Raw genomic sequence first — 23,825 nt, forward strand, 5'->3', positions numbered from 1 at the left:
AAATGAGACGTATCAAAATATTAAAAATATATTTTATTTTTCTATTATTTATACTATTTTTAGTTTTTTCAAATCTAAATCTAATTAAAACATTCTTTATGGCAACATTAACTTTTAATGTTGCTATTTTAACAATATTTTCAATTGGACTTTTGATTTTATATCAAGCAGCTATAAAACTTACAATGCTTTCTGGTACTTTTGGTATTTTAGCATATAAAAAAGGAAAAGCTTTAGAGTTTTATCTACAAGGAATCACTGGTATCTTTCCTGCAACTATTGCACATATGTTTAATAAAAGAGCAAAAAAAGGTGTTCTTTATTTTACACAAGATGAAGCAAAAGATGTTAGTGAATGGCTAAATGAACAATTTTTTAATCAAAAAGGTTATACTAACTTTTTCGTTGGTACTTCACTTATGTTGGGTCTTTTTGGTACTTTTACAGGATTACTAGTTGCAATTGATGAAATGGGAGCAATTATTTTATCTTTTGGTGGAGATGATATTGATATTGGTGAAATTATGACTAATTTCTCTGGTCCTTTAGGTGGTATGGCTGTAGGTTTTGCTTCTTCTTTATTTGGTGTTGCTTCAGCTGTAATTTTAAATGTAATGCAATATATTTTAACAAGAAATCAAGCTGGATTTTTACAAGATGTTGAGGATTGGATGAAAGGTAAAATTATCGATTCTCAAAGTTCAGATACTATGGAAGAAGCAAGAGAACAACTTGGAATATTAGCTGCCTCGTCTCAAGGTGGAGGGGGAAATATGCAAGGTTTCTTAGATGTATTTATTGATACAATGGGAGATTTTACAGATAAGCTTGAACATTCAAACAGGTCTTCAGAACAAATCTATAAACAAATTACAGATACTCTTTCTAATTCTAATCAAGTTAATGAAAAAGAAGCAGTATTATTAGAAAACATTGTTTCTACATTAAGAGAATCTAATGTTAATCAATTCTCTAATGCTTCAATGATGCAAGAGTCTTTGGAAGAGATATCAAATGTAATTTTATCAGAACACAGAAGTATTAAAAAAAGTTTAACATTACAAGAAGAAAATAATAAGTTATTATTAGAGTTAGTTTCAACTTTAAGTAAAAAGCTAGATAAATTAGAGTCAAAAAAATAGGTTAATGTATGGCAAATAGATGTGAAGATGAATTTAATCCTTGGCCTTCATTCGTGGATATTTTTTCATCAGTTATTTTAGTAATGTTACTATTTTTATTAGTAGTATTAGTTAACCTTGGTTACTATGCTCAATTTAAATATAAAGTATCATATACTGGTTCAATTGCAACTGATGATTTAATAGTAAATGATAATCCTAGTGAAGGAACAACTAAAATGTATCAAGAACAAGTTCCTACACAAGCACAAGTTCAAACACAAAATCAGTCTCAATCTATTGCACAGATGCAAAATGAAATTATTAGGCTTAGAAAAACTATTGAAGAAAGAACTGTAAAAGCAAAAGAGAAAGAAGAGTCAGAAATTGAAGCTGGTGGTATTGATGTAAAAGATAGAAAAGATGATGATAATGATACAAAGCAACAGATTTTAAATGTTGATGATTATTTTATAATTACTTTTAAAGGTGATGAAATATTCTTTGATAATGCTATTACAAAACAATTAAAAGTTTTTCTTGCTGAAGTAAAAGAAAAATATGGAAAACATCAAGTTTTAATTAATGCAGCAGATGTTCAAGGAAGGGCTAGTGCTACAATTGCAAAACAAATCTCATTAGCTAGATCAATAGGAACTAGAAACTTAATTAGAAAATTAGGATATGAAAAAAAAGATGTAAGAATTGATTTATTATCTAGTACTGAAGTTAAAGAAAAGATAAATAAACAGAATGGATATTTGGTGATTAGGATAAAAAAATAGTGAACAAGAGTATTTTGAAATATATTTTATTAATCTTTTTAATTATCTCATCAATGTATGGATTGGATGATACAAATAATTTAAATTTAATTAGACCTACAAAATTAAAACAAATTGAAGGTAAAAAAGAACCTATCAATGCTGTAAAAAAAGAGTATGTATCAGAGGTACCGGGAATTTCTAAAATCAAGACTTTTAATTCTGAAAATGATCTTGATACAAATCTTTATCAAAAAGTAAAACTTATTGATGTTGTATTAGAAACCTTATCAAAAAGTGATATTTTAAAATCATCAAGAGAGAGTGTTATTCAATATGAAATAAAAGTTAAAAATGCAATGGCAGATTATTATCCTACATTAAATTTTAATTATGAATATGGAAGAACAAGAACTAAGCCTGGACAAAATGAGGGTGAAAAATATAAGTTTTATACTGACAATAATTTTGAATTTGTATTAAGACAAAATCTATATTCTGGAAATGCAACTTTTAATAATGTAAAAAGTGTTTCTAAAAAACTTGAAGTTGCCAGAAATCAATATAGAATTAAACTAGATGAAGAGATTAAAAAAGCTATTAAAGCATATTTTGATGTAGTTTTTACAAATCGTTCAGTTATGGTAAATGAACGAAATATGAAGAAGTTAAATAAAATATTAGAGATTGTTACTGCAAAATATGAAAGTGGTGCAGCTTCAATTGGGGATTTAACATCAATAAAAGCTAATGTTGCAAATGCAGTGACAAAGCTTGTAAAAGTTAAATCAAAATTTGTTGAGGCACTTAGATATTATGAGTATATTGTAGGTGAAGAGTTTCAAAAAACTATCCCTTATGAAAAAAATTTCAATATTGATATTACAGATTTTGATTTACTTTATAAAAGAGCTTTAAAAAAGAATAGAAACCTAATCAATTATTATAAAAGTATAGAAGCTGAAAAGTATAATCAAAAAAATAAGAGATCAGCATTTAAACCAAAAGTTGATTTTGAATTATCTTATGGAAAGACATTTGATGGTGAAGATATTGAAGAAGATGAAACAGATTTAAGTGGAAAAGTTAAACTTACTTATAATTTATTTAATGGTGGAAGAGACAAAAATAAAGTATTAGAAGCAAATAGTAAAATAAGAGATTTATCTTATAAGCTTGAAGAAGAAAAAAAGAAAGTAAAATGGAATTTATCTAAAATTCATACATCTGTAAAAACTGTAAAAGATGCTATAGAAAGTACAGTTGAAGAGATTAAAGCTTCAAGAAAAATGGTTACTGCATATTGGGAAGCTTTTAAATTAGGAGAACAAGATTTAAATACACTTTTACAAGGGCAAAGACAACTAAATTCTGCTGAAACAGAGCTTGTAAATTTTGAAAAAAACCAACTTGTAGACTTCTTTAATATATTAGAGCTTACAGGAGAACTATCATCTTTCTTTGATGTAAATCCAGATAGTTCAAAATTTATTGATTTTTCTAAAAGTGATTATAAAAAAACTGTAATTGCAAAAGATGGTCAAGATTTAACTTTAGTTGAAAATGAAAAATCAAAAAAAGATCTAGAAGATAAGAAAGAAGTAAAGCCAGAAATAGAGATTAAAATTCCTGAAATATCATTAAAAGAAAAAATTGATAAATATTTACAGCAGTTTAAAAATTTCGATGATGAAAGTTTTATGATAGAGATTAGTGATTTTGATTCTATTTATGATGCTTTTAATTTTATGATTGAGTATGATTTAGATGATAATTCATTTGCTTATGATGTGGTTGATAAATATAATATTAAAACTAAGATTGCACATAATAATTTTGATACTAGACAGAGTGCAGAAGATTATTTAAAACAATTAGAAGAAAAAAATTCAGATAAAATATATGAAATTAAAAAAGTAAGTGAGATAAAAAAATTATATAATGAATATATAAAAGGCTTAAAAGTAAAAGTTCCAAAGCAAAAGACTAAAATAAAAGTTATAGAAAAATTAATTAAGCCTCCAGAAAAAAAAGTATTTAAAACTAATTCAGAATTTAAGGAAAAATTTTTAAATACAAATGATGCATTTTATACAATAAATGTTTCTTCATTTACAGATTTAAATGCATTAGAGCAATTTATAAATAAAAATGAGATTTATGAAGACTCATTTTTCTTTAGATATGGAAATAGTGGAGAACTATTGAAGTTAGTTACAGGTATATATGAAGATTATACAAGTATTGAAGATGAAATAAATAAATTAATTTTAGAAAATGAAAATATATTTCCAATAGTAGAAAAAGTATCTTCTGTGAAAAAACAATATAATGACAATTTGATTTTTAATGAAGAAAAAATAAATAAAGATGACTCTTTAGAAAAAGTAAAACCTTTAAATACTACTAAAGAAGAAAAGAAATCATTAGAAGAGACAAAAAAAGAGAAAAAAGAATTAGATAATAAAGAAGTTAAAGATTTAGAAATTGATAGTTTATCTACTTATGAAAAAACTTTTTTAAATGCCTCAAGAGATAACTATACAATCAGTCTTGCATCATTTATAAGTTTAGAAGAAGCTGAAAAATTTGTTAATCAAAATGGTATTGAAAAAGAATCTATTTTATTACATTCAAATAGTGGAAGGGTAATGGTTCTTTCAGGTATTTATTCTGATAGAAATGAAGCATTAAATGCTTTACAGAATTTATCAGATGAATTAAAGAGAAACAAACCATATATTCAAAAAATTTTTAGATCACAAGATTCATTTAGAAAAAATAATTTAAATAATACTGAAATTTTAAAAGCAGAAAAGAAAGCTAAAGAAGAAGTAGAAAGATTAGCAAGACTTGAAGCAGATAAAAAAGCTAAAGAAGAAGCAGAAAGATTAGCAAAACTTGAAGCAGAGAAAAAAGCGAAAGAAGAAGTAGAAAGATTAGCAAAACTTGAAGCAGAGAAAAAAGCGAAAGAAGAAGCAGAAAGATTAGCAAGACTTGATGCAGAGAAAAAAGCGAAAGAAGAAGTAGAAAGATTAGCAAGACTTGATGCAGAGAAAAAAGCGAAAGAAGAAGTAGAAAGATTAGCAAAACTTGAAGCAGAGAAAAAAGCGAAAGAAGAAGCAGAAAGATTAGCAAGACTTGATGCAGAGAAAAAAGCGAAAGAAGAAGCAGAAAGATTAGCGAAACTTGAAGCAGAGAAAAAAGCGAAAGAAGAAGCAGAAAGATTAGCAAAACTTGAAGCAGAGAAAAAAGCGAAAGAAGAAGCAGAAAGATTAGCAAAACTTGAAGCAGAGAAAAAGGCTAAAGAAGAAGCTGAAAAATTAGCAAAAATTGAAGCAGAAAAGAAAGCAAAAGAAAAAGCAGAAAGATTAGCAAAACTTGAAGCAGAGAAAAAAGCAAAAGAAGAAGCAGAAAGATTAGCGAAACTTGAAGCAGATAAAAAGGCTAAAGAAGAAGCTGAAAAATTAGCAAAAATTGAAGCAGAAAAGAAAGCAAAAGAAGAAGCAAAAAGAATAGCAAAACTTGATGCAGAGAAAAAAGCTAAAGAAGAAGCAGAAAGATTAGCGAAACTTGAAGCAGATAAAAAGGCTAAAGAAGAAGCTGAAAAATTAGCAAAAATTGAAGCAGAAAAGAAAGCAAAAGAAGAAGCAAAAAGAATAGCAAAACTTGATGCAGAGAAAAAAGCTAAAGAAGAAGCAGAAAGATTAGCAAAACTTGATGCAGAGAAAAAGGCGAAAGAAGAAGCAGAAAGATTAACAAAACTTGAAACAGAGAAAATAGCAAAAGAAGAAGCCTCTAAACAAGTAAAATATGTACGTCCTAAAACTTCTATAGAGGAAATTGATTTTGGTGCAAAAGAGCAAGATAAAAAAGAAGAGTTTATCCCTTATAAAAAAAGGTTAGAAAACTTTAGAGTAAAATTTCAAACAGTTTCAAAAGATAAATTTACTTTAGAAATCGCTACATTAAAGCCAAGTGAAGTTAATTGGTTTGTTAGTGCAAGAGCAGTTGGACCATATTATGTAGTAAAAGAATCTTCTAAAAGAGTAAAACTTTATTATGGTATTTATAATACTAAAGAAGAAGCAAAAAAAGCAACGGAAACTTTACATCCAGTTATTTATGAATCAAATCCTCCTGTTAAAATGATAGGAAGTGTTAGATGATAAAAAAGTTTAGTAATAAATTTACTCATAGTAACACTACTTATTCTAATATAATGTTAATTGTGTTTACTTTGACGTTTATATTTTCTTCATATTTGTATTTTCAATATTATAAGCAAATAATATTAAATAAAAAAATTGATATGTATAAAGTTAATGTAAATTATTTAAATAGCAAACTAAATAATGATTTTCTAACATATAATAAAGAAAATATAAAAAAAGATATTGAAAAAGTATTTAGTACTTCTCTTTTCTCACTTATAAAAATAGATAAAAATAGATATATATTTGATAAAAACACTCTTATAGATAATTCTGAAGGTTTTAATGACAAGTCATGGAGTTTGGGAGAAGTGATAGTAGATGTTAGATTTGGTCTAATAACCAAACTACCAAATAGTTCTTATTATGAATTTATATCTTCAAACAATTATGAAATAACTCAGCCTCTTAGAGTTAGATATCAATTATATAAAAATGGTCAAATTAAAAATATTATTGCAAAATTAGACTTTTCGAATATCAAAGAAAAAAGATTAATTACAGGCAATAATGAAAGTTCATTTTTAAGAAATTTTTTAGATACAAATAAATTAAATAAAACATATCCTATCAAAAAGCAAGGATATACAGTTGCTTCTATTACTTATGAAATAAATAAATATGAAATAAATAGTGAGATACAAAATTTTCTTTTTACGCTTATTCTTTTTAATATAGTTATGTGTTTACCTCTTATTTTTGTATTAGGTTTTTATCATAAATATTTATTTAAAAAATATGTTACTTTGCCAGTAAATTATCTAAATGAATATTTGGAAAATATATTATTAGATAAATTTTCAATTATTGATAAAAGTCAGTTTGAAGGTACACCTGAGATAAAGGAATTAACTAAAAAAATCTCTAAATTATCAGGAAAAGTTGCAGCTTTAAAAAATGAATTGAATGTAAATAAAGAATCATTAGAGTTAAAAGTTTCTAGTGATACTCTAACAGGACTTCCAAATAAAACAATATTTGATTTTGATATAAAAAGTATGTATGTCTCAGCCATACCTGGATATATCTTTATTTTAAAAATTGAAAAGCTTAGTGAAATAAGTGAAAAATATGATTCAGGATATATTAATAGTTTTATTGAAAGTTATGTAAATATATTAAAGAATGTGATTTTTAAATACAATAAAGAGATGAAACTTTATAGGTTTTATGGTTCAAAATTTGCAATAATTGCTAAAAATATAGAAATGGAAACTTGTGAATTAATGTGCAATGATATTATAAAAGAATTAAATGAAAAACTAAGTGATATTTATAATATCCCAGATGATTATATCCAAATAGGTGGTACATTTTTTGACATATATGGAACTATTGATTCTTTATTATCAACTTTAGAAAAGGCATACGAACGTTCAAAAATTCAAGGGAAAAACTCTTTTTATATAGTTGCAGAAGATGAAATTGAAAGAAACTATTCTGAGTTGGATAGTAATGTAGTTGATATTATAAAAAGAGCTGAGTTTAATTTGAAATTTGTATTTGATACATATACTTTTGATGATGATGAAAACTTAATTATGAGTGAGGCTTCTCCACAATTAATTGACTCAAATGGTAATCCTCAACCTATAGGTTCTTTTATTTCTGTTGCAGATAAACTTCATATAGCAGATAAGTTTGATAAGTTAGTTCTTGTTAAAACCCTTGCTTACATTAGAGGTAATAATATAGATCATAAGATAGCTATAAATATCTCTATGACATCAATAAAAAATAAAGAATTTATGAAATGGTTATTAGATGTGTTAAAAGCAAATCAAGATATCATAGATAAAATTGTATTTAGTATTACTTCATATACAGCTTATTTAAATAAAGATTCTTTTATTGAGTTTATAAAAAGTATTCATAAGGTTGGAGCAAGTATTATATTAAAAAGATATAAGACTACTGATTATCCATTAGAAGAATTAAAAAATCTTAATCTTGATTATATTAGAATGAGTCATGAATATACAACAGGTTTTTCAAATGATGTAATTAAAAAGCATAAAGTAAAAAATATTTTAATTTTTGCAGAATTATACAATATCAAAGTAGTTGCAGATACAGTTAAACTTGATGCAGATTATGATTTATTAGAAAGACTTGGTACTTATGCAGCAAGTAGATAGGATTTATAAATGATTAAATATTTCTATATATTCATATTTTTTATTTTTGTAGGTTGTAGTTCAACTACAAAAAGTATAAATACCTCAGAGTATGAAAAAAATACGACAACAAAAGTTTATGAAGATATTTCAAAAGATGCAATATTTGAAGCAGCTAAAAAAGTATTCATTCTTTTAGGAAAAGAGCAATTTAGAATAGATTCATATAGAAACAATTTAGAAGTTCAAAAAACTAAACTTAATCATTTCCCTTTTTATGCCTATACTACAAATGATATTTGGAACATCTCAATTGAAGAGGAAGATGGAAAATCTATTGTTAAAATTAATTTAAAAAGAATTAAAGATTTTGATAAAGAGACTAGTGAGTATTTGTCAAAAGATTTACATAAATTTCTTTTAGAAAGAATAGATTATTTATTAGGATTAAATGATAAATGGAATAGTTGTATGGTTTCATTAGATGATGCTTTATGTGATGGAATCGATTTAAATACAATAAATTCACCAACAAAAGATGATTTGGTTACAAATATTTTAATTTCTCAAAGAAAAGCTAGTAAATCTTTATCTGAAATTGAAGATGATATATTAGCTGATGATATAGTTTTTACTTTAGAGGATTCAAATAATGATATTCTTGAAAAACAAAATGGAAATTTAGAAGATACTCAAGAAAGTCTTGAGGCAGAAGATGCGTTAGATAAAAAAATTCAGGAATTAGATGATATAGTAAATACAAATATTGATAAAACACTGGATAGAATAAAAACAGAAAATGAATAGATTAATAACAATTTTTTTATTATCTTTTTTACATCTTTATGCAGTTTCAATTGATGAAGCAATAAGTAATATAGAAAAAAAGAAATATTCACTTGCTTTAGAACAATTAAATAAACTTGCATTGGAAGATAATCCTTTAGCTCAATATAACCTTGGATTGTTAAATTATAAAGGTTTAGGTGTTGAGCAAAATAAAGAATTGGCTTTATTTTGGTATGAAATTGCTGCAAAAAATGGGAATAAAGAAGCTCAAAATAATCTTGCTCATATGTATTTTCTTGGAGAAGTTGTTAATAAAGATTTAAAAATAGCAAAATATTGGTATGAGCAATCTGCTAATCAAGGATATGCTTTAGCTCAATTAAATCTTGGATTAATTTATGAAAAAAATCCAACAAAAGAGAATCTTGAAATAGCTTTTAAATACTACAAAGACTCTGCTCAACAAGGTGTAGTTATTGCACAAAATAATTTAGCTTCAATGTATTATTATGGAAAAGGAGTTAAAAAAGATAAGAAAAAAGCTTTATATTGGTATCAAGTTTCATCAAATGCTGGAGATAAGGTAGCACAATATAATTTAGCCATGATGTATTTGTCTGGTGATGTAGTAGAAAAAGATTTTGAAAAAGTAGTTTTTTGGCTAGAAAAATCTTCAGTTCAAAATTATAAAACAGCAATAATAAAATTGGCAGATATTTATAGAAATGGTAATATCACTTCGCAAGATTATAAAAAAGCTTTCCAGTTATATAAAAAAGCCGCAAATCAGAATAACCTTAAATCAATGTACTATTTAGGTCTATTTTATTATAACGGTTATGGTACAACTAAAAATATGGAAAAAGCTAGATATTGGTTGAAAATGGCAGAATCACAAGGTCATGAAAGATCAAAAAATTTTTTAGAAACACATAAATTTTTTTAAATCCACACACTCTACATATTAATATTATAATATGTATTAATTCTACAAATTAAGTTTCAACCTAAATTAATTATGTATTATACGTTTATAAAAAAGGAAAATAATGAAAAAATTGTTTAAAATAAATATTTTATTTATATTACTTTTTACAAATTTTTTATATGCAAAAGATAGTAGATTAGATCTAATAAAAGCTAATAACGAAATAAGAGTATGTATTTGGCCACAATACTATGGAATCTCGTATATTGATATAAGAACACAAAAACTTGAGGGTATTGATAGTGATTTAGCTATTGAATTAGCAAAAGATTTAAATGTCAATTTAAAATTAGTTAAAAGTTCATTTCCAACACTTATAGATGATATAAGCTCAAACAAATGTGATATTGCAATGTTTGCCATAGGTAATACAGAAAAAAGAAGAGAAAAAATAAGATTTACAACCCCTCATTTAGAAAGTGATATTTACGCTGTTACAACAAAAACAAACAAAAAAGTTAAAACTTGGGATGATATTGATAAAAAGGGTGTAGTAGTTGCAGTTGCAAAAGGAACTTACCATGAACCTATTATGAAAGAAAAATTAAAAAATGCAAAGCTAGTAGTAATTAAAGGGTTTAAACAAAGAGAGGATGAAGTAAGAGCAGGTAGAGCAGATGTTTTTATGACTGATTATCCTTATGGTAAAAAAATGTTAGCAAAAACAGATTGGGCAAAATTAATTATTCCTAAAAATACTTTCTATTTAATTCCTTATGCTTGGACAATGAAATATGGTGATGATAAATTTTACAATAGAGTAGAAAAGTTTATTAAAGATATTAAAACTGATGGACGATTAAAAAAGCTTGCTAAAAGAAATGGTTTATTACCTATAGTTAAATTAAAGTAATTTATTAATAGATAGTGTATAGTTATGAAGTTAAATATTAAATTGTTTATTGGTGCTTTTATATCATTTTTGATAATTACAAGTAGTATTATGTATGCCTTGTCTATTTTAAAAGAAGAAGCTGTAAATAATTATTTAACAATATCAAAACTAAATGCAAAATCTTTTTCTAAAGGTTTAAACCAAGATATTAGTAACATTGAACAAATAATTACAAATATTGCATCTTTATTTGATTTAGAAAAAGTTGATATAAATAATCGATTAGAACAAATGCAAATAAACTATCCTCAAATTAGATCTTTAAATATTTTAAAAAATGAAAAAATAATCTATAGCTCAAATATTTATAATTTGGGAGTGGTTATAAATAATCAAAACTTTTTCCCTAAAACTTTATTTGATGATAATATTTTAAAAGTATCTACTCCTTGGACTGGAAGAGATTTTATAAGTGGTAATGATATATATAATTATGAAGATGATTCTGAAACAATTGAAAAGTCATTTATTCCTATTTCTAAAAAAATAGAAACAATAGAAGGTGATTTTAAAGTTATAATTAACTTAAATAGTGATTACTTTATAAATAGTTTTATTACAAATATAGATTCTGAAAATGTAGTTTTTGAATTAGTTAGATTAGATGGAATATTATTACTAAGTTCTGATAGTACAAAGTCTATTGGAAAAGATATTGAAGAGATCGATATTTTGAATAAAACGATAAAAAATAATATATACACAGGAGTAAAAGATATTGCTGGAGTAAAATATATTTTAACTTCAACCTTAACAAAAAATTATCCAATTGGCATTTTTGTAAAACTTGATTATGAAAAAAATCTTCTAAGTTGGAATAAAAAACAATATAGTTTTTTTATCATAATTATTACAATATTAATCATAAGTATCTTAATAGCATTAGTTTTTTTCTTTTTATATAATAAAAAAAGAGAAGATGAAATAAAGACACATAAATTGCAAATTCAAGAACAAGAAAAATTTAAATTTTTATTTCAAGATTCTCATTTTTTAGCTGTTGTATTAGATTTTGAAGGAAAAATTTTTGATATAAATAATTTAGCTATAAACTTTTTAGGAAAAAAAGCTATTCATTTAAGAGGAAATAATTTTTGGGATTTAGATTGTTGGAATGACGAATCAAGAAAAACTATAAAGTTTTTTATAAAAAATATAAATAGAAATAACATAGAAACAGAAGTTATAGCAATAGACAAAAATAAACAAGAAAGAGTTATTGATATAACTATTTCATCCTTAGACACTGAAAATGGCAAAATTATTGTTGTTATAGGTTTTGATATAACTGAAAGAAAGTCTAGAGAAAAAAGATTAAAACAAGCATATACTGTTTTTAATAATACTAGAGATGGTATTATGATTACAGATAAAGAAACAAAACTTATAGATGTAAATAAATCTTTTGAGAAAATTACTGGTTATAAAAAAGAGGAAGTAATAGGAGAAAAAACAAAAATATTAAGGTCTTCTTTAAATGATGAAATCTTCTATAATAAAATGTGGGAAAAAATAAACAAATTTGGCTATTGGGAAGGTGAAATAATAAATAAAAATAAAAATCAAGAAGAGTTCACTGAATGGCTAACAATAAATGCAATTTTTGATAAAAATGGTGAAGTGTTAAATTATATTGGAGTTTTTAGTGATATTACAGAACAAAAAATAAAAGAGAAACTTTTAAAAGAAAAAGATGATGTTTTATACCAACAATCAAAAATGGCTGCTATGGGGGAAATGATAGCTAATATTGCTCATCAATGGAGACAACCTTTATCAGTAATATCTACTGCTGCTACAGGAATGGTTCTTAAGAAAAATATTGGTATATCAGATGAAAAAGATGATATAGAATCATTACTTTTTATTAATGACTCATGTCAATACTTATCAAAAACTATAGATGATTTTAGAAATTTTTTAAAAGTTGATAAAGATGTAAGGAAGTTTAATATCCATACAGCAATTGAAGATTCATTAACATTGTCTAGTATTAAAGTAAAAAGTGAAGAGATTAATATTGTACTAAATTTAGAAAAATTGCAAGTTTATGGAATAAAAAATGAGTTTATTCAAGTTTTGATTAATATCTTAAATAATGCAAAGGATGCTTTAGAGTCTTCTAAAATAAAAAATAAAATATTGTTAATTAATGTAACCGAAGAAGATGGTTATATTTATATAAAAATTCAAGACAATGCTGGAGGAATTCCTGAAAACATAATTAATAGAGTTTTTGAACCATATTTTACAACTAAACATCAATCAAAAGGTACGGGGATAGGTTTATATATGTGTGAAGAGATTATTAAAAATCATATGAAAGGATTTTTATCTGTAAAGAATAAAGAATTTAAATATAATAAACAAGAATACAAAGGAGCATGTTTTATTATTAAAGTACCAAATAAAAAATAAAAAGCAATATTTAAAGAGCTTTTTTATATAATTTCACTCTCAAATTTATGACCCCGTCGTCTAGTGGCCAAGGACGTCAGGATTTCCTCCTGAAGACGGATGTTCGAATCATCCTGGGGTCGCCAACTTATATTTACTATAAAATCAATTTAATGCTGTACATTTTTTAAAAAGTGCAAAGAAAATTGATAGAATAAATCTTAAATATGAACATTATTAATGGTATATTTTTATATTCTTCTTCTTTTAAGCGATTAAGAGAATATTTACATTGTAAATTTAGTTGACAAAAATTATTAATTTTGGTTATTATAGCGAAAAAATTAGGATGACAAATGAAATATTTATTACAAATTGATTTTCCACATAATGGACCTTTTGGTAAAGAGATGAGTGAAGCTATGGCTGATTTAGCAAAAGATATTGCTACAGAAGAGGGCTTGGAGTTTAAAATTTGGACTGAAAATGAAGCTACTAAAGAAGCTGGTGGAATTTATGTATTTAATAATCTTGATGATGCAAATAGATATTTAGAAAAACACACAAAGAGACTACAATCTTTTGGATATGACAATATCAAGTCAAAGATATTTAATATAAATGAAGAGTTAAGTGTACTTTCTAAGGCTGAGTTTTTGAAGGTTTAAATATCTTTAAAAACTAATATTCTTTTATTCTTTGATTATCTTATTTTTTATTCATTATACAATTAACAAAAAGTAAATAAATTATGAAATTTATTTCATAATTTATTCATAAAAAGTTCATTTACTTGTAATACAATCCTTTAAACTTTATAAAGGAACCTTCGAGTGAATATTATTTTTAAACTTTTAAAATATTATTTTTTATTAATAAGTATATTTTTTATTGGACGGCTTGTACTATTTATTAGCTATTTTGACCATTTTATTGATTCTGATTCAAATATCTACTTAAGCTTTTTATATGGCTTAAAAATGGATACAATCGTTGCTTCAATAATATTAATTATTCCAACATTTATGTTAACAATTATGCCTAGATATTTTAGTAATATTATAGACAAAATATTAAAAATTTATTTTTTAGTATTTTCGATTTTTGCAATTTTTATTGAAGTAGCAACTTTCCCTTTTATGGCACAATATGATTCTAGACCAAACTATTTGTTTATAGAATATCTTGAATATTCAAAAGAAGTTTCTTCAATGATCTTTGCAGATTATAAGATTGAACTTCTAATTGCATTTACTATTATCTTAAGTTTTTGTTTTTTATATCTAAAAAAATATAAAGATAGTTTTGTTGAATTATTTGAAATAAATTATTTTAAGAGATTTTTATTGTTTTTGCCTTTGATGATAGTTCTTTTTATAGGGATTCGTTCATCTTTTGGACATAGACCTGCAAATATTTCTGATGCCATGTATTCATCTAATAGAGTATTAAATGAAGTAAGTAAAAACTCTATTTATAGTATTGGTTATGCCTTATATTCTTCTTTTAAACACAGTAATAAAGATATTCAAAAAAGATATGGAAGTATGAGTATTGATGAAGCAATAAAAAGAGTAGAAAAAAGACTTAAGATAGAACAAGGTGATGCTAAATATGTTTTAAATAGAAAAGAGCCTACACATTTCTCAAATGATAATAAAAAAAATATAGTTATATTTATTCAAGAGAGTATGGGATACCAGTTTGTTAAGGCAGTTGGAGGAGAAGATGGTATAACACCAAATTTTAATTCATTAGCAAAAGAGGGGATTTTATTTAAGCAATTATATTCAAATGGAACACGAAGTGTTAGAGGAATTGCAGGACTTACTTCAGGTATTTTTTCAATCCCAGGAAAAGGTGTGGTAAAAAGAAATAAAGCACAAAATGGTTTTTCTACAATTGCCTCTTTACTTAAGCCTTTCGGATATTATTCATCATTTATATATGGTGGAGAAAGTAGATTTGATAATATGAAATCTTGGTTTTTAGGAAATGGTTTTGATGAGATTATTGACCAAGAAAAGTTTACTAATCCAGAGTTTGTAGGAACTTGGGGAGTAAGTGATGAAGATGTAGTAAAAAAAGCAAATGAAGAGTATAAAAAACTTTATAAAGATAATCAAAAATTTGTATCAGTAATATTTTCTACCTCAAATCATACACCATTTGATTTCCCTGATGGAAAGATAGAGTTAGTAAAAGGTGAAGCAAAAAAGAGTGTAAAAAATGCAGTTAAATATGCAGATTATGCTATTGGTGAATTTATTAAATTAGCTAAAAAAGAGGATTATTATAAAGATACGATATTTCTTATAGCTGCTGATCATAATGTAAGAGTTTATGGAGAAGATATTGTTCCTGTTGATATGTTTCAGATTCCTGGATTAATTTTAGCAGATGGAATAAAACCTCAAACATATGAGAAGTTAGCTACCCAACCTGATTTATTAGCTACTGTATTAGATTTAGCAGGAATAGAAACTAATAATTCAATTATGGGACACTCAATATTTAGTGATAAAAAGCAAAACTTAAATCTTATGCAGTTCAATGATAGGTATGCTTTAAGAGTTGATGATAAGGTATCTGTACTAAGACCAAATACAAAACCATTAACTTTTTTGTATAAAAATAAACATTTAGTAAAAGCTTTAGAGGATATAGAGTTGGAAAAAGACCTTTTGGCATTTATTGTATTATTAAACCATATTTATGAAAATAAATTATTTAGATAAAGAATTTAAAATGAAAAATATTACACAATATAAACTTATTACACTTAGTGCTTTAGTTTTTGCATTATTTTACAATTTCACTTTTATAAGGGAGTTTTCAAAGGTATATGATTTAGTAGGAGTAAATATTATATATTTTTTGTCAGTTTTTGTAGTTTTTATATTTCTAAATGTGTTCTTATTTACACTTATAAGTAGCAGATATTCCACAAAGCCATTTTTAATTTTAGTTTTTATGGTTTCATCTTTTGTAGCATATTTTATGGATACATATAATATAGTTGTTGATAGTGAAATGATAAGAAATACTCTACAAACAAATATAGATGAGTCTTTAGATTTATTTAGTATGAAGTTAGTTTTATATGTTTTCTTTTTAGGATTAGTTCCATCTTTTTTAGTTTACAAATCTAAAATAAAATATGAAAATATAAAAAAAGAGGCGATTAAAAAACTTAAAGTATTGTTTTTTTGCTTTTTTATTATTATTGTTATAATTTTTAGTTTTAGTAAGTTTTATGCATCATTTTTTAGAGAGCATAAATCTTTAAGATATTATATAAATCCTACATATTGGGTTTATAGTATTGGTAATTATTTTACAAAGTCAATTACTCCAGATACTACACAGTTCAAAATTATAGGAGCTGATGCAAAGATAACACCACCTTTAGATGAAGTAGATAAAAAAGAACTTATTATTATGGTAGTTGGGGAAGCATCAAGGGCAGATAGATTTTCTTTAAATGGTTATGAAAAACAAACAAATCCACTTTTAGAAAAAGAAGATATAGTAAATTTTTCTAATATGTATTCTTGTGGTACATCAACAGCAGTTTCAGTTCCATGTATGTTTTCTATTTATACAAAAGATGATTACAGTTACAAAAAAGGTATTTCTACAGAAAATGTTGTAGATGTTTTAACTGATACAAAAGATGTAAAGGTACTTTGGAGAGATAATAATTCAGACTCAAAAGGTGTTGCTTTAAGAGTAGATTTTCAAGATTATAGAACAGCAAAAAACAATAAGGTTTGTGATCTTGAATGTCGTGATGAAGGTATGTTAATAGGCTTAGATGAATATATCAAACAAAATAAAAATGAAGATATATTTATAGTTTTACATCAAATGGGAAATCATGGACCAGCATATTATAAAAGATATCCAAAAGAGTTTGAAAAGTTTACTCCTGTATGCAAAACAAATGAATTAGAAAAATGCACACAAGAAGAGGTAAGTAATGCTTATGATAATGCAATACTTTATACAGATTATTTTTTATCAAAAGTGATAAACTTCTTAAAACCCTATTCAAAGGATTATGAAACTGCAATGTTATATATGAGTGACCATGGGGAAAGTTTAGGTGAAAATAGTTTATATCTACATGGAATGCCATATTTAATAGCCCCAGAAAATCAAAAACATGTTGCTTCATTTATTTGGTTAGGAAAGGGTGATATTAGAGAAGATATAGATGTAGAGAAGCTTAAAAGTTATTCCAATAAAAGATTTTCACAAGATAATCTTTTTCATACTCTTTTAGGTCTTTTTGAGGTTGAATCAAAAGTGTATAAAAAAGAATTGGATATATTAAATGACGCAAAAATCGATTAATTTTCAAATTCTTCTTAGTTTTATTTTATTGGTTTTTGTATTAATATTTTTTCAAGTTACTGATGTAGATATTTATATTCAAGAACTTTTTTTCAATTTTAATAATATGACTTGGATATGGAATAGACAAGAACCAATTAGTGAGTTTTTATTATATTCTGGATTAAAGAAAAGTTTAATTGTTTTTGCTTTATTTATTTTAGGTATTTTAGTGATTTTTTGGAGAAAACAGATTATTAAAAAGTATCGTTTTGGTCTAATTGTAATAGTCTTATCCTCTATAATAGTCCCTTTTACTATTATTAGTTTAAAAAATATTACAAATACTCCTTGTCCTAAAAATATAGAATATTTTGGTGGAAACTATCCTGATATCAAGGTTTTTGATTCTTACCCTAAAGATTTTGTACAATATGGTAAAATTCGATGTTGGCCTGCAGGTCATGCAAGTGGCGGATTTGCTTTGATGTCATTGTTTTTTCTATTTAAAAAAAGAAAAAACCAAATTTTAGCATTAGGTTTTGCTATTAGTTTGGCATGGCTAATGGGCTTATATAAGATGGCAATAGGAGATCATTTCTTAAGTCATACAATAATAACTATGTTAATTGCATGGTTAGAGATACTATTAATAGCTAAATTTACAAAAAGGAAATTTTTTGAGAAATCAACCTAAATACAATTTTTTTAAAAACACAAGTTATGCACTAAATGGAATAGTTGATTTAGTAAAAACAGAAAGCTCATTTAAAATAGAGTTGATATTAGTTTTATTCTTATTGCCAGTATTAATATTTATTGATACTTCATTAATAAATAAACTTCTAATGTTTATTAGCTTGTTTGGGATGTTGATTGCAGAAACGATAAACAGTGCAATAGAAAGAACAGTTGATTTAGTAACATTGGAACATCATATTATGGCGAAACGGGCAAAAGATGTTGGAAGTGCAATAGTCTTTTTTAGTATTATTATTTTTGTTGTAACTTGGCTTACAATATTTTATATTATATTTTTTTAGTGAAAATAGTCTATTGACAATTTTCACAAATTCCATAAATAGTCATAATATGATCTTCCAATATAAAACCATTTTTTTCTGCAATTTTTATTTGGTTTAATTCAATAAAATCATCTGAAAATTCAATTATTTTATGACAATTTGTGCAAATCATATGATCATGATGTTGTTCTTGTTTAAATTCAAACCTTTTAGTATTATCTCCCACATCTAAAGATTCTACAATATTCATTTGTTCAAAGAAGTTTAAGCTTCTATAAACTGTAGCTATACCAATATCTAAATCAAACTCTTTTTGAACTTTTTTAGTAATCGCTTCTGCACTTAAGTGTTCATTACTAAAATATAAAACTTTCAAAATACAATCTTTTTGAACAGTATTTTTAAAACCTTTTTTTGTAACTAAGGTTTTAAATTCATCTAAAAAATGTTCAAACTTTTTTTCTTCTTTTTTTGTCATAATTAATTATTTTCCTATGCATATGATTGTTAAAGAAACTAAAAGGGTGACTGAATAAATATAAGGTAATCCTCTGTTTATTCTCATATTCATTTTATAAAACATTGAAGATTCAAAACTATTCTTTTTTTGATCTATTAGCATCTTTTAGCCTTTAATTAAAATTATACAAGTGAAAACTTAATAATTATATAAAAGTTTAACACTATATATTCTTCTTAATGCAAATATTGTTCCCATTAAAATAACATTTTATAAATATTTGCAATTAACATTGATACTAATACAATTATTAGAATTTTTTTAATAAACTCTTCACCACCTTTTATTGCATAGTGACTACCTACATAAGAACCACAAATATTTGCTATACCCATTGGTATTGCAACTAACCAAAGGATTTTCCCTGCAAAAAAGAAAGCAACAACTGAACCAAAGTTTGTTGCAAAGTTTAATGGTTTTGTTGATGCAGTAGAAATTAAAAAATCTAAGTTCAGAAATTTTTTCATAGAGATAGTAAGGTATGTTCCTGTTCCAGGTCCTAAAATTCCATCATAAAAACCAATAGGTGCTGTACTTAAAATAATATTTTTTTTAGTTAGTTTTAAATTTTCCTCTTTTATAGTTTTACTTTTTTTGAACAAACTAATCATTGCAACAGCAATTGATATTAATATCGCCCAGTGGATTAGATCTTGGGGTAAATACATAACAAGTAAACTTCCTAAATAAGATGCAAGAAGACAAGGTATTATAGCTATTGAAACAACTTTCCAATTTATTTTTTTACTAGATGCATATTTAATTGTTGCCATAAGTGCACCAAACATTCCAGCAGATTTATTTGCAGCTAAAACAAAAACAGGAGGGATTCCACTATATAGTAAAACTGGAACTTGTATCATTCCCCCACCACCAGCAATAGAATCAATATATCCTGCAATAAAACCAACTAGTATAAAAATAATAATCCAGCTTGTTGTGATATTATCAACAAATTCCATACAAATATCCTTTAAAAATATTAATTATATCACTAATGGTAAAAAAATTTTTATTATTTTGTATAGTTAATATAACTAATTATAATTTTATATATTAGTAATACATATAAACTACACATTGATTAGATAAAATTGATAAATTTTAATTTGGAGTAGATATGCAAAATAAAAAGATGGTTGTTTTTTCAATTGTAATTTTACTTGTAGCTTTTTTTGCAGCTGGAGCTTATTACAAGAATTTACAAAATGAAAATAAAGTAAAGATGACAAAAGAACAAGTTCAAACATTGCAAAGGCCTTATTCTTTAGTTATAGGAAATAAAGATGCAAAAGTACAATTAGTAGAGTTTTTTGATCCAGCTTGTGGTGCTTGTGCCTATTTTTATCCAAAAGTTAAGAAACTTATGGAAGAGAAAAAAGGTGATATTAAACTTGTACTTAGATATGCACCTTTTCATAAAAATTCAAATTATGCAGTAAAAATGTTAGAGGGAGCAAGGGAACAAGGGCTTTTCGAAGAAACTTTAGAGTTGATGTTTGTATCTCAAAATTCATGGGTTGAACAACATGTTGTAAATCCTCAAAAATTGTGGGCAGTTTTAGCAAATGCAAAAAACTTAGATATGGAAATCTTAGGAGAGTTTATGAATTCACCTAAAGCTAATGATATAATTAAACAAGATTTGGAAGATGTTGAGACTCTAAATATTGATAAAACACCATCTTATTTTGTAAATGGTGAACCTTTAGTAGAATTTGGTTGGGACAATTTAGTAAATTTAATCGATTCTCATCTATAAAAATAGTTCGAATCTAATTTTTAAATTAGGTTCGTAAACTTTTTATTCTAAATATAAAAACTTCAAACAATAGCCTTAAACTCAGTACTTTTTCAAGAAAAAAAAGATAATATCTAGAAAATTATAATATACGGATTTTTAATGATTGTTAATATTACTTTACCAGATAAAACTTCATATGATATAACAATAGACAAGTTAAAACAATTAAGTTTTGACAGAAAAGTTGTTATTGTTACAAACCCAACTGTTAGTGGATTTCATTTAGACTATTTAAAAAACAATATTAGTGCAAAAGAGTTAAGTATAGTTACTATTCCTGATGGGGAAAAGTATAAAAATATGAGTACTATAGATACTATTTTAGAACACTGTTTTGAAAATAAATTAAATAGAAGTTCCTTACTTATTGCTTTTGGTGGTGGAGTGATTGGTGATATGACAGGTTTTGCTGCTTCAATCTATCAAAGGGGTATTGATTTTGTACAAATTCCTACAACTCTACTTTCACAAGTGGATGCAAGTGTTGGAGGAAAAACAGGAATAAACAACAAATATGGGAAAAACCTTATTGGTGCATTTCATCAACCAATTGCTGTTTATATTGATCCACATTTTTTAACAACATTACCTGTAAGAGAGTTTGGTGCAGGAGTTGCAGAAATAGTGAAGATGGCAGTAACTTTTAACAAAGAGTTTTTTGAGTGGCTTGAAAATAATGATTTAAATGAAGATGAAAATATTAAAGTTGCTATTGCAAAATCTGTTGAAACAAAAGCTTGGGTTGTATCACAAGATGAAAAAGAGAAAGGCTTAAGAGCTGCATTAAACTATGGTCATACCTTTGGTCATGTTATTGAAAATGAAACAAATTATAATACTTATTTACATGGTGAGGCTGTTGGAATAGGTATGGTTATGGCAAATGATTTAGCTGTAAAAATTGGAAATATGAGTGAAGATGAAGCAAAAAGAGTTAAATCACTTTTAGAAAAGTATAATATTCCAACAGATTACTCTATAAATGATGTTGAAGATTTTTATGAACATTTTTTCTTGGATAAAAAATCATTAGATAATAAAATAAAATTTATTGTCCCAAGAGGGATTGGAGAGTGTGAAATCACAGATAGAATTTCAAAAAGTGATGTTGTGGAAGTTCTTAAAGGTTTCCAAAAGTGAAAAATATTCTAAAAGTATTTTTAATTGTATCAATTATATCGATAAATCTTTTTGCTGCGCAAGAAAAACAGATAGTTGATGAAAAACATATTGTATCAAACAATTTAAATGATATTGAAAAAATTGAAGAGTTAAAACAAGAAGAGGAAAAAGCTAGACTTGAAGCTGAAGAAAAACAAAGAATTGAAGAGGAAAAAAGATTAGCAAAAGAGAACAAAATAAATGAACTCAAGTCAAAAATTGATACTATTGATGAAAAGTTAAAAGATAATATTTTACTAAAAAGATATAGCAATTATAATGCTTATATTAAAATTTCTGATGAGTTGGCTGACCTTAAAAAAAGTGCAAAAAAGATAGGTAATAAAACAGAGGAACAGATTCATCACTTAACAAATAAAATAAGAATTAAAGAGAATGAGTTAGAGTTAATATCTGAGTATAAAGGTTCTCCTATTGGTTCTTTGATTAATCCTCCCGAAATAGATAATTATGAGCAGATTTCAAATCCATTTGGAATTATTAATGCTCTTTCATATATAAAAAAACTTGAAAACAACAAAAAAGAGTTTTTATCTGTTGAAAAAGGTGTAAGAGAAGTTACAAACTTAATAGAAGAGAAACTATATGCATATTTAGAGCTTTATAATACTGACCCTAAAACAGAGTATAAAGAAGTGATAAACTTTTTAGATAAAGAAAAAAGAGATTTCACTATGGTTCTGGAGATTGTTTCTACTACAGAAGAGGTTTATACAAGAAAAATAGAACAAGTTATTCTTGAAACAAAATCTCAAATCTCAGTTCAAATAGAAAAAATATTTAATATTGCATTTATTATTGTGGTTTTCTTTGTAGTTACTCTTTTGATTAAAATGGCACTTAAAAAGTATTATTCACAAAATGAGAATTTTTATATGACAAATAAAGTGATAAATTTCACTTTAGTATTTTTTGTTTTAATAGTAGTACTTTTCTCATATATTGATAATGTTTCATATATTGTAACAATCTTAGGGTTTGCATCTGCAGGTATTGCTATTGCTTTAAAAGACTGGTTTATGTCTATTTTTGGTTGGCTTGTTATTGTAACATCTGGTTCTATTCATGTAGGGGATAGAATAAAAGTAACAAGAGATGGTCAACAAGTTGTAGGGGATGTTTTAGATATCTCATTATTTAAAATAACTATTAGAGAAGATATTACCTTAACATCATATACAGTAAACAGAAGGACAGGAAGAATTTTCTTTATTCCAAACAATTATATCTTTTCTGAAATGATAGCAAACTATACTCATTCAGGACTTAGAACAGTTTGGGATGGTATTGATATTACTATTACTTTTGATTCAAACTATAAAAAAGCACAACATATAGCAAAAGAGATATTAAAACACTACTCTAAAGGTTATACAGATATTACTAGAAAACAGTTATCAAAAATGAGAAGTAAATATCAGTTAAGAGCTACAGGGGTTGAGCCAAGGGTTTATACTTTTGTTGAACCTTATGGAATAGTTATATCTGCATGGTACTTAACAAATTCATACTCTGCTTTAGTTTTAAGAAGTACAATGTCACCAGAAATTTTAGAAGCGTTTATGAAAGAGGATGATATCACTATTGCTTACCCAACACAAACAGTGAATGTAGGTAAAGGTAGTGAAAATTTAAGAACTCCTCCACCAGATTTACCAGAGGTTTAAGGAT

At 25.5% G+C, this 23,825-nt stretch carries 18 protein-coding genes and 1 tRNA gene; 17 read left to right on the plus strand and 2 right to left on the minus strand.

The annotated features are described in order from the left end of the window. Positions 1 to 2 precede the first annotated feature (2 nt). The 14 genes from ACKU4C_RS05620 (at position 3) to ACKU4C_RS05685 (ending at position 18,666) form a co-directional block, all read left to right on the plus strand. The gene (locus ACKU4C_RS05620) at positions 3 to 1,142 is read left to right on the plus strand and encodes a hypothetical protein (RefSeq protein ID WP_321315173.1); all 1,140 of its coding nucleotides are present in this window, start codon (positions 3 to 5) and stop codon (positions 1,140 to 1,142) included. 8 nt (positions 1,143 to 1,150) lie between these two features. Continuing rightward, positions 1,151 to 1,906 (plus strand): hypothetical protein, encoded by a 756-nt coding sequence (locus tag ACKU4C_RS05625; protein WP_321315174.1) that lies wholly within the window; start codon positions 1,151 to 1,153, stop codon positions 1,904 to 1,906. A gap of 14 nt (positions 1,907 to 1,920) precedes the next feature. After that, a complete protein-coding gene (locus ACKU4C_RS05630; RefSeq protein ID WP_321315175.1) occupies positions 1,921 to 6,054 on the plus strand; it encodes a TolC family protein in 4,134 nt (1,377 codons plus the stop codon). Between the two features lie 143 nt (positions 6,055 to 6,197). Continuing rightward, complete coding sequence (locus ACKU4C_RS05635) at positions 6,198 to 8,237, plus strand: EAL domain-containing protein (RefSeq protein WP_321315176.1); 2,040 nt, start codon at positions 6,198 to 6,200, stop codon at positions 8,235 to 8,237. Positions 8,238 to 8,246: 9 nt separating this feature from the next. Then, positions 8,247 to 9,023, plus strand: a complete 777-nt coding sequence (locus ACKU4C_RS05640; RefSeq protein WP_321315178.1) for a hypothetical protein — start codon at positions 8,247 to 8,249, stop codon at positions 9,021 to 9,023. Next, positions 9,016 to 9,951, plus strand: coding sequence for a tetratricopeptide repeat protein (locus ACKU4C_RS05645; protein WP_321315180.1), 936 nt, complete (start codon positions 9,016 to 9,018; stop codon positions 9,949 to 9,951). Before ACKU4C_RS05640 ends, ACKU4C_RS05645 begins: the two co-directional genes overlap by 8 nt. Before the next feature lie 103 nt (positions 9,952 to 10,054). Further along, entirely contained in the window at positions 10,055 to 10,846 is a 792-nt protein-coding gene (locus ACKU4C_RS05650) for an ABC transporter substrate-binding protein (RefSeq protein WP_321315182.1), read from the plus strand. Positions 10,847 to 10,870: 24 nt separating this feature from the next. Next, a complete protein-coding gene (locus tag ACKU4C_RS05655) occupies positions 10,871 to 13,306 on the plus strand; it encodes a PAS domain-containing sensor histidine kinase (protein ID WP_321315183.1) in 2,436 nt (811 codons plus the stop codon). Between the two features lie 49 nt (positions 13,307 to 13,355). After that, positions 13,356 to 13,431, plus strand: a tRNA-Glu gene (locus ACKU4C_RS05660). A gap of 210 nt (positions 13,432 to 13,641) precedes the next feature. Next, the gene (locus tag ACKU4C_RS05665; RefSeq protein WP_321315185.1) at positions 13,642 to 13,953 is read left to right on the plus strand and encodes a monooxygenase; all 312 of its coding nucleotides are present in this window, start codon (positions 13,642 to 13,644) and stop codon (positions 13,951 to 13,953) included. Positions 13,954 to 14,118: 165 nt separating this feature from the next. Then, entirely contained in the window at positions 14,119 to 16,023 is a 1,905-nt protein-coding gene (locus ACKU4C_RS05670) for an LTA synthase family protein (RefSeq protein WP_321315186.1), read from the plus strand. 10 nt (positions 16,024 to 16,033) lie between these two features. After that, positions 16,034 to 17,644: a phosphoethanolamine--lipid A transferase gene (locus tag ACKU4C_RS05675; protein WP_321315188.1), complete on the plus strand. Its 1,611-nt coding sequence runs from the start codon at positions 16,034 to 16,036 to the stop codon at positions 17,642 to 17,644. Continuing rightward, complete coding sequence (locus ACKU4C_RS05680; RefSeq protein ID WP_321315190.1) at positions 17,625 to 18,320, plus strand: phosphatase PAP2 family protein; 696 nt, start codon at positions 17,625 to 17,627, stop codon at positions 18,318 to 18,320. Before ACKU4C_RS05675 ends, ACKU4C_RS05680 begins: the two co-directional genes overlap by 20 nt. After that, positions 18,304 to 18,666 carry a diacylglycerol kinase gene (locus ACKU4C_RS05685; protein ID WP_321315191.1) on the plus strand — a complete coding sequence of 121 codons (363 nt, stop codon included), beginning with the start codon at positions 18,304 to 18,306 and terminating at the stop codon, positions 18,664 to 18,666. The genes ACKU4C_RS05680 and ACKU4C_RS05685 overlap by 17 nt, the downstream gene beginning before the upstream one ends. A 10-nt stretch (positions 18,667 to 18,676) precedes the next feature. On the opposite strand, the gene ACKU4C_RS05690 is transcribed toward ACKU4C_RS05685, so the two are convergent. Beyond that, complete coding sequence (locus ACKU4C_RS05690) at positions 18,677 to 19,126, minus strand: Fur family transcriptional regulator (RefSeq protein ID WP_321315193.1); 450 nt, start codon at positions 19,124 to 19,126, stop codon at positions 18,677 to 18,679. 239 nt (positions 19,127 to 19,365) lie between these two features. Then, positions 19,366 to 20,130: a TSUP family transporter gene (locus tag ACKU4C_RS05695; protein WP_321315194.1), complete on the minus strand. Its 765-nt coding sequence runs from the start codon at positions 20,128 to 20,130 to the stop codon at positions 19,366 to 19,368. A gap of 158 nt (positions 20,131 to 20,288) precedes the next feature. Here ACKU4C_RS05695 and ACKU4C_RS05700 point away from each other — a divergent pair, with 158 nt between their 5' ends. The 3 genes from ACKU4C_RS05700 to ACKU4C_RS05710 all read left to right on the plus strand — a co-directional run bounded on the left by ACKU4C_RS05700 (position 20,289) and on the right by ACKU4C_RS05710 (position 23,821). Beyond that, entirely contained in the window at positions 20,289 to 20,930 is a 642-nt protein-coding gene (locus ACKU4C_RS05700; RefSeq protein WP_321315196.1) for a thioredoxin domain-containing protein, read from the plus strand. Positions 20,931 to 21,071: 141 nt separating this feature from the next. Then, entirely contained in the window at positions 21,072 to 22,112 is a 1,041-nt protein-coding gene (aroB, locus tag ACKU4C_RS05705) for a 3-dehydroquinate synthase (RefSeq protein WP_321315197.1), read from the plus strand. Further along, positions 22,109 to 23,821, plus strand: a complete 1,713-nt coding sequence (locus ACKU4C_RS05710) for a mechanosensitive ion channel domain-containing protein (protein WP_321315199.1) — start codon at positions 22,109 to 22,111, stop codon at positions 23,819 to 23,821. The genes aroB and ACKU4C_RS05710 overlap by 4 nt, the downstream gene beginning before the upstream one ends. Positions 23,822 to 23,825 lie beyond the last annotated feature (4 nt).

Source organism: Halarcobacter sp. (genome assembly GCF_963676935.1).
Lineage (GTDB): Bacteria > Campylobacterota > Campylobacteria > Campylobacterales > Arcobacteraceae > Halarcobacter.